Source organism: Nocardioides sp. 31GB23 (genome assembly GCF_040012395.1).
Lineage (GTDB): Bacteria > Actinomycetota > Actinomycetes > Propionibacteriales > Nocardioidaceae > Nocardioides > Nocardioides salarius.
In genome coordinates this window covers 1-5,291 of record NZ_JBDYKJ010000122.1, presented here as the reverse complement: position 1 = coordinate 5,291, position 5,291 = coordinate 1, and the positions used below count along the sequence as shown (strand labels likewise).

Here is a 5,291-nt window from a genome sequence, read left to right as displayed (position 1 = left end):
ATCTGCCGCGTAGCGTGCGCGTCAGCGCGCGCTCATCTGCCGCGTAGCGTGCGCCCGCGGCCATCCGGTTCTGCCGCATCGCGGTCGTGCCGATAGGCGGACGTAACAGTCAGCGCCCCAGCCACCATGGTTCGCCAACGGTGTAGTGAGCGGCCTGACCGGACACTGTCAGTCTTGCGCCTTCGCTTGTCATGAGGGTCAAGGAGCCGTCGGAGCCTTGCCTAGCGTCGACGATGTTCTCCCCGTTGAGTTCTGCGGCTGCGACCAGCCACGCAGTGTCCTCGCTGGCTTCGTGGCTGCTGTCACCCAGACTCCACGTCGCGTCCAGGTAGAGACGCGCCTCGGCACCCGAGGACGCATCAGCAACGACGAGAAATGGCCACGACTGTCGGATGCCCACTTCCACCACGAAGGTCGCGGCCAGCGCTTCGACTCTCATGCGCTACATGTTGCCCTGGCGGCGAATGATGCGCGCTCATCTGCCGCGATGAGCCTGCTGATCTGCCTAGATGAGCGGTAACTCCAACTTGAGGGGCAGGGCGAGTCGTAGGGTCAGCCCATGTCGTCTGTACGCGCCCACTTCGAGGAACGGGCTGCCGCCCTCTCGGATCGCGTCAGCGTGGACTGCGTTGAGAAGGACGGGGCCGCGACGATCCATCTTCGTCCGCAGGCTGCCAAGGCAGTCGGGGTCATCTTGTATCTCTACGCCGACCAGGTCGGAACGGTCGCGCTGGATGATCCCGCCTGCGTACCTGCCGAGTTGGGCGACGACCCCGTGGCGGATGCCGAGGCAGTTGATCACTTCATCAGCATGGCCGTTGAGGGTCGGGCTACGGCCTACCACCTCGGTCGCGGCGGCTGTATCGAGGTCCGCGACGACGGCAAGTCCTCACGGAGTTGGAACAACGCCTGGCCGTGGCCGGGGTGGAAGGGACGCGCCGACCGGGTCGACTACGAGCCGTACTCCTGACCGCCCGCACGCTCATGCCGCGTAGCGTGCGCGTCAGCGCGCGCTCATCTGCCGCTGTCAGCGCGCCCATTCCTGAGCTGGTGAACGAGCGGCTGTCGCGGCAATTACTACATTCAGAATGGCCAGAGGCGCAGAGCCCCACCGGATGACAGGGTCCTCCCAAGACAACAAAAGGCTTAGACAGAGCAGGACGATGAAAACAGCTGCGGCGGCACCTGCTGAGAGGACACGAAGGCGACCGTTCTTCGACGCGACCCCTGGCCAGCGGCGTCGTGTTGAGTCATCCATCTACCGAAGTCTGTCATGGCGTCGTCGACCATGCCACGTAGCGTGCGCCCGCGGCCATCCGGTTCTGCCGCCGTCGGGGCGAAGCGCCCGCTGTGCCATGAGCGGTGGCGCCCGAGAGGGGCGAAGCTATGGAGCTGCGTCGTGCCGGGGTCATTGCTGATCGGCTGATTCGACCAGGGTGAGCAGCGTGGTCTTGCTTGGCACTTCTCCGCTGATGATGGAGGCGACCCTGCCGTCTGGGTCGAGCACCAGGGTGGTGGGGACGGCGACGGGTGCGGTGCGGCCGGGGAACGCTAGGAGAGCGTCACCATCGGGGGCATAGATGGAGGGGTACTTGACGCCCATCTCGGTCTCAAATGTTGCGGCGTCTTGTGGGCTGGCTTCGCGGACGTTGATGCCCATGAACGTGACGTCGTCACCGAGTTCGGCGTCAGCTTGCGTCAGCATGGGCATCTCGCTGCGGCAGGGCCCGCAGGAGCTCGACCAGACGTTGATGACGGTCACGGTGCCGCGCGCATCGGCTACGTCGTAGTTGTCGCCGCCCACCGTGGGGCCCACCAGATCGATGGGTCCTTCGCGTTCCCCCCGCTGATACTCAACGACCTGACCGTCTCCTGGCACGTAGCCAGACTGGTCGGTGCCTCGCAGTGAGGAGCATCCTGCCAAGCACAGGACGGCTACAACGACGCAGGCCACCAGCCGGAGCCCTCGTTGAGACGCGAGCTGCGGCATCGAAGTCTCTTTCTTTGGGGGAAGTAGGCGTTCGACTGCACCGTACTCGGGTGCAGGCACCCGTCCGGCCGTACCGGACGCGGCCGGCGAGCGAGTCATAAGTCTTTAAGGCGTGCTCGATCTTCGGGGACGACCATGACCGGAAGGCCGAGCGCGTCACTGAGAATCGTCTGGAGGACGACCCGGTCCGTCAGTGGCGGCGTCATGCCCACGATCAGACCTGAGCTGTCGCCGCAGCCGTAGCTCGAGGACCAGCGATCCTTCAGTCCGCGATCGCCGAGCACGCCTTGCAGCCGCTTCTGCGCGCGTTGAATGTCTAGCCGCGAGTACTCCACCGATTCGACGATGACTCTGACGCCGTCAGGCCGCGTCCCGTTGAGCGCGAGCACTTCTTGAGGTGCCGGGGCCTTCCACTGAAGCAGAACGGCCCCTGCGTCCTGCCAAAACGCGATCCCGGCCGCGCCCGACAGATCTCGTGTTGCGCTCCGGACGTCGTTAAGCGCTGGCTGAAGCAGCCATTGCAGGACCTGGCGGACCTGTCCGTCGGCGTCCACGCCCGCTGTCGCCACCGTGGGGTCCCATTCGAAGACGTGGGCCACGCCGACTTCCCGCAACTGCGCCACCACGGCGGGGTCGACGTAAGAATCCGGGTCGCCGCTGTCATCTACGACCAGGGCCACCACCCCGAGGGGACTGGGCGCGGCGTGGCGCACCTGCACCGAACTGAGCGTGGTGAGTCGACGCACAACCTGCTGTTGTGCCTCGAGGTCGACGATCGTGGTGGTCTCGGTGAAGACCCGGTTCTCGGTGGGGCACTCGAACAGCTGGTCCTGCGCTGACGGTGCGGCGGTCGCAGGCGGCTTGCCCGGACGTGGTGTGGGGCCGGAGCCTGCCAACGACTGGCTCCCCACCGCGATCGCCACCACGAGACCTGCCGCACCGAAGGCGGTGCCGAACGCGCGTCGTCGGCGGGCCCGCCGTACGCGGGCATGGATGGCGCTAGGAGCGTGAACCGTCGGTCGTAGGGACCCCGACATCCGACGCAGAGCGTCGTGCAGGTCGTCTTCCGGTGTCTCGTTCATCAAGTCCCTCCCACTTCCTCGCGCGCTTCGGCGCGTGCTCGCATCCGGGACAGGCCACGCGAAAGATGACTACGTGCGGTGCCGATGGAGCAACCGAGCTGCTCCGCGAGCCCGTCGTAGTCGAGGTCCTCCAGCACCCGCAGCACCACCGCCGTCCGCTGCTGAGGAGTCAGCGTGTTGAGCGCGTCGATGAGCCACGGGTCGACCGGGTCGACGATCTCCACCGGGGCCTCGCGATCGGGAACCACACCAGGCAGCATCTCGCGCCGCGTCCGACGAGCCCTGTCGATGTTGAGCCGCACCAGCGTGGTCCGCGCATAGCCGCCGGGGTTGTCCGACGCCAGTCGCCTCCACCGCACACCGACCCGCGTCAGCGACTCCTGAACCAGATCCCAGGCATCGTGCGGGTTGCCTGTAAGCGCATGAGCGAGCCCGAGCAACCGGGGCGTCTCCGCCTCCACGAATGCCTCGAAGTCCCTGCTCACGTCAACAATCCTGCCGCCCACCTAGTCCCGTCCCTTAGTCAACGCCAGCGAGACCTGAAACGTTGAGATGTTCCGAGGTCAGGTGCCGACGCGTACGCCGACAAGACCCATTCTCAAGCTGCTCGGGGCCGGTCGGGCCGGAGCGCCTGCGCCCGCGGCCATCCGGTTCTGCCGCTGCGAGCACGGACGTGCCGAGGAGCGTGCGCCTTGCTGGGTACGCGAGCCGGGGCGGCAAAGTGTGGAGTCTTGGATCAACCTGGTTGATCCAAGACTCCACACTTTCGATCTCGAGGACATGCGCGTGCTGCCTCGACGTAGTCAAGAGGACCGAAGGCTGCCGGATCGACGCCCGGCCGCGGGGGCCTCTTACCGGACAGCTCGTTCGGTCCTTCCGGCTAAGAACGTCCGTACGATCGCCCATGCCGATGAGCGCGCCTAGTCTTTAGGCTGCGTCCATGCCCTTGCATCTGATCGGCGCTGGACTTCCTCGCACGGGGACGTCCTCGCTCCGCGAGGCCCTGCGGTACCTGTTGAACGCGCCGATCTATCACATGAGCGAGGCGTTCGCGCACCCTGAGCACGCAGGCACATGGGTGAACGCCATTGAAGGAAAGCCGCCGGAGTGGGAAACCTTCCTCGCCGGATACGCAGCCGGAGTGGACGCCCCGTTCTCCAATTGCTGGCGAGACCTGGCGGCCGCGTATCCGGATGCCCCTGTGCTGCTGTCCCATCGCGGCGATCCCGAGGTCTGGTACCGAAGCATGGAAGCGACCGTTCTTCCTCGCACGCGCGAGATGCGGACGAAGAGCGCTGAGGACCCCATGGTTTCACTGTTCGGAGTCATCTTCAGCGGCGTCTTCACGGACATCAACGACCGCGACCAGATCGTTGCCGGATACAAGCGGTGGCTGGGCGAGGTTCGCGCGCAGGTCGAGCCAGATCGGCTCGTTGAGTGGCGGCCGGGCGACGGCTGGGAGCCCATCTGCAATGCCTTGAGTTTGCCCGTTCCAGAGCGTCCCTTCCCTCACGAGAACAGCACAGCGTCGTACGTGGCGCGCAAGGAGGAACGCTCCCGCAAGGACGAGGCGCGGGTCGCATCCCTGGCAGCGGCAGTCAACGAGGCACAGGACTGAGGAGCCCTGTCATGCCGCCGGGCGCGCGCGCAGACGCACGCTACTGCCACGCGGCGGGCGGGTCACCGAAGCGACCGCTGGCGGCAGAACAGCACGACCTCTACGTGCCACCCGACGGATGTAGACCGCTCAAAGCGCACTCGCCGCTCAATCTGCTGCTGTCCGTCTAGGTCGAGGACGAACGCGAGCCGACCGTCGTTGCTCTGCACCAGCATGTCCGTTCCATCGGGGTACACCCGGTCAAGGACCTGCCGCAGCGTCAGCCGTGCCGGGTAGATGAGAGGGTCGGTGAAGGCCCGCAGTCGCGCCTCGCTCGGACAGGCCCACCGCAGTTGCGCAGTTCTCTCCTTCATCACCGCTGCTGAAGTGTCTTCCGTCGTTTCCGCGAGAGAAGTCGAAGGCGCGCCAGCCGTTGAGCCAGACGAACAAGATGACAGCAGGGCTACAGCAAGCAGACCCAGGACGACACGTCTGAGAATCACGACACTGGGACGCGGCGCGTGGGCCATCAGTTCCATCCGGAACTGCCGCGTAGCGTGCGCGTCGGCGCGCGCTCATCTGCCGCAACGAGGCGCTCGTGCGATGAGCCCCCGCGCGTGGA

At 66.1% G+C, this 5,291-nt stretch carries 7 protein-coding genes; 2 read left to right on the top strand and 5 right to left on the bottom strand.

What is annotated here, in order from left to right:
* Nucleotides 1-109: 109 nt before the first annotated feature.
* Nucleotides 110-439 (bottom strand): hypothetical protein, encoded by a 330-nt coding sequence (locus ABKW28_RS22490; RefSeq protein WP_348613475.1) that lies wholly within the window; start codon nt 437-439, stop codon nt 110-112.
* 120 nt (nt 440-559) lie between these two features.
* On the opposite strand from ABKW28_RS22490, the gene ABKW28_RS22485 reads away from it, so the two are divergent.
* Nucleotides 560-970, top strand: coding sequence for a hypothetical protein (locus ABKW28_RS22485; RefSeq protein ID WP_348613473.1), 411 nt, complete (start codon nt 560-562; stop codon nt 968-970).
* A gap of 438 nt (nt 971-1,408) precedes the next feature.
* Here the strand turns inward: ABKW28_RS22485 and ABKW28_RS22480 are convergent, their stop codons facing one another.
* The 3 genes from ABKW28_RS22480 to ABKW28_RS22470 form a co-directional block, all read right to left on the bottom strand.
* Nucleotides 1,409-1,816 (bottom strand): TlpA disulfide reductase family protein, encoded by a 408-nt coding sequence (locus tag ABKW28_RS22480; protein ID WP_348613471.1) that lies wholly within the window; start codon nt 1,814-1,816, stop codon nt 1,409-1,411.
* A gap of 269 nt (nt 1,817-2,085) precedes the next feature.
* A complete protein-coding gene (locus tag ABKW28_RS22475) occupies nt 2,086-3,072 on the bottom strand; it encodes a hypothetical protein (RefSeq protein ID WP_348613469.1) in 987 nt (328 codons plus the stop codon).
* On the bottom strand, nt 3,072-3,557 hold the full coding sequence (locus ABKW28_RS22470; protein WP_348613467.1) for a SigE family RNA polymerase sigma factor: 486 nt from the start codon (nt 3,555-3,557) through the stop codon (nt 3,072-3,074). Before ABKW28_RS22470 ends, ABKW28_RS22475 begins: the two co-directional genes overlap by 1 nt.
* 455 nt (nt 3,558-4,012) lie before the next feature.
* Between ABKW28_RS22470 and ABKW28_RS22465 the strand changes: the two genes are divergently transcribed.
* Entirely contained in the window at nt 4,013-4,690 is a 678-nt protein-coding gene (locus ABKW28_RS22465; RefSeq protein ID WP_348613465.1) for a sulfotransferase family protein, read from the top strand.
* A 62-nt stretch (nt 4,691-4,752) separates the two neighbouring features.
* Here ABKW28_RS22465 and ABKW28_RS22460 read toward each other — a convergent pair whose 3' ends face one another.
* Nucleotides 4,753-5,046: a hypothetical protein gene (locus ABKW28_RS22460; protein ID WP_348613463.1), complete on the bottom strand. Its 294-nt coding sequence runs from the start codon at nt 5,044-5,046 to the stop codon at nt 4,753-4,755.
* Nucleotides 5,047-5,291: the final 245 nt, after the last annotated feature.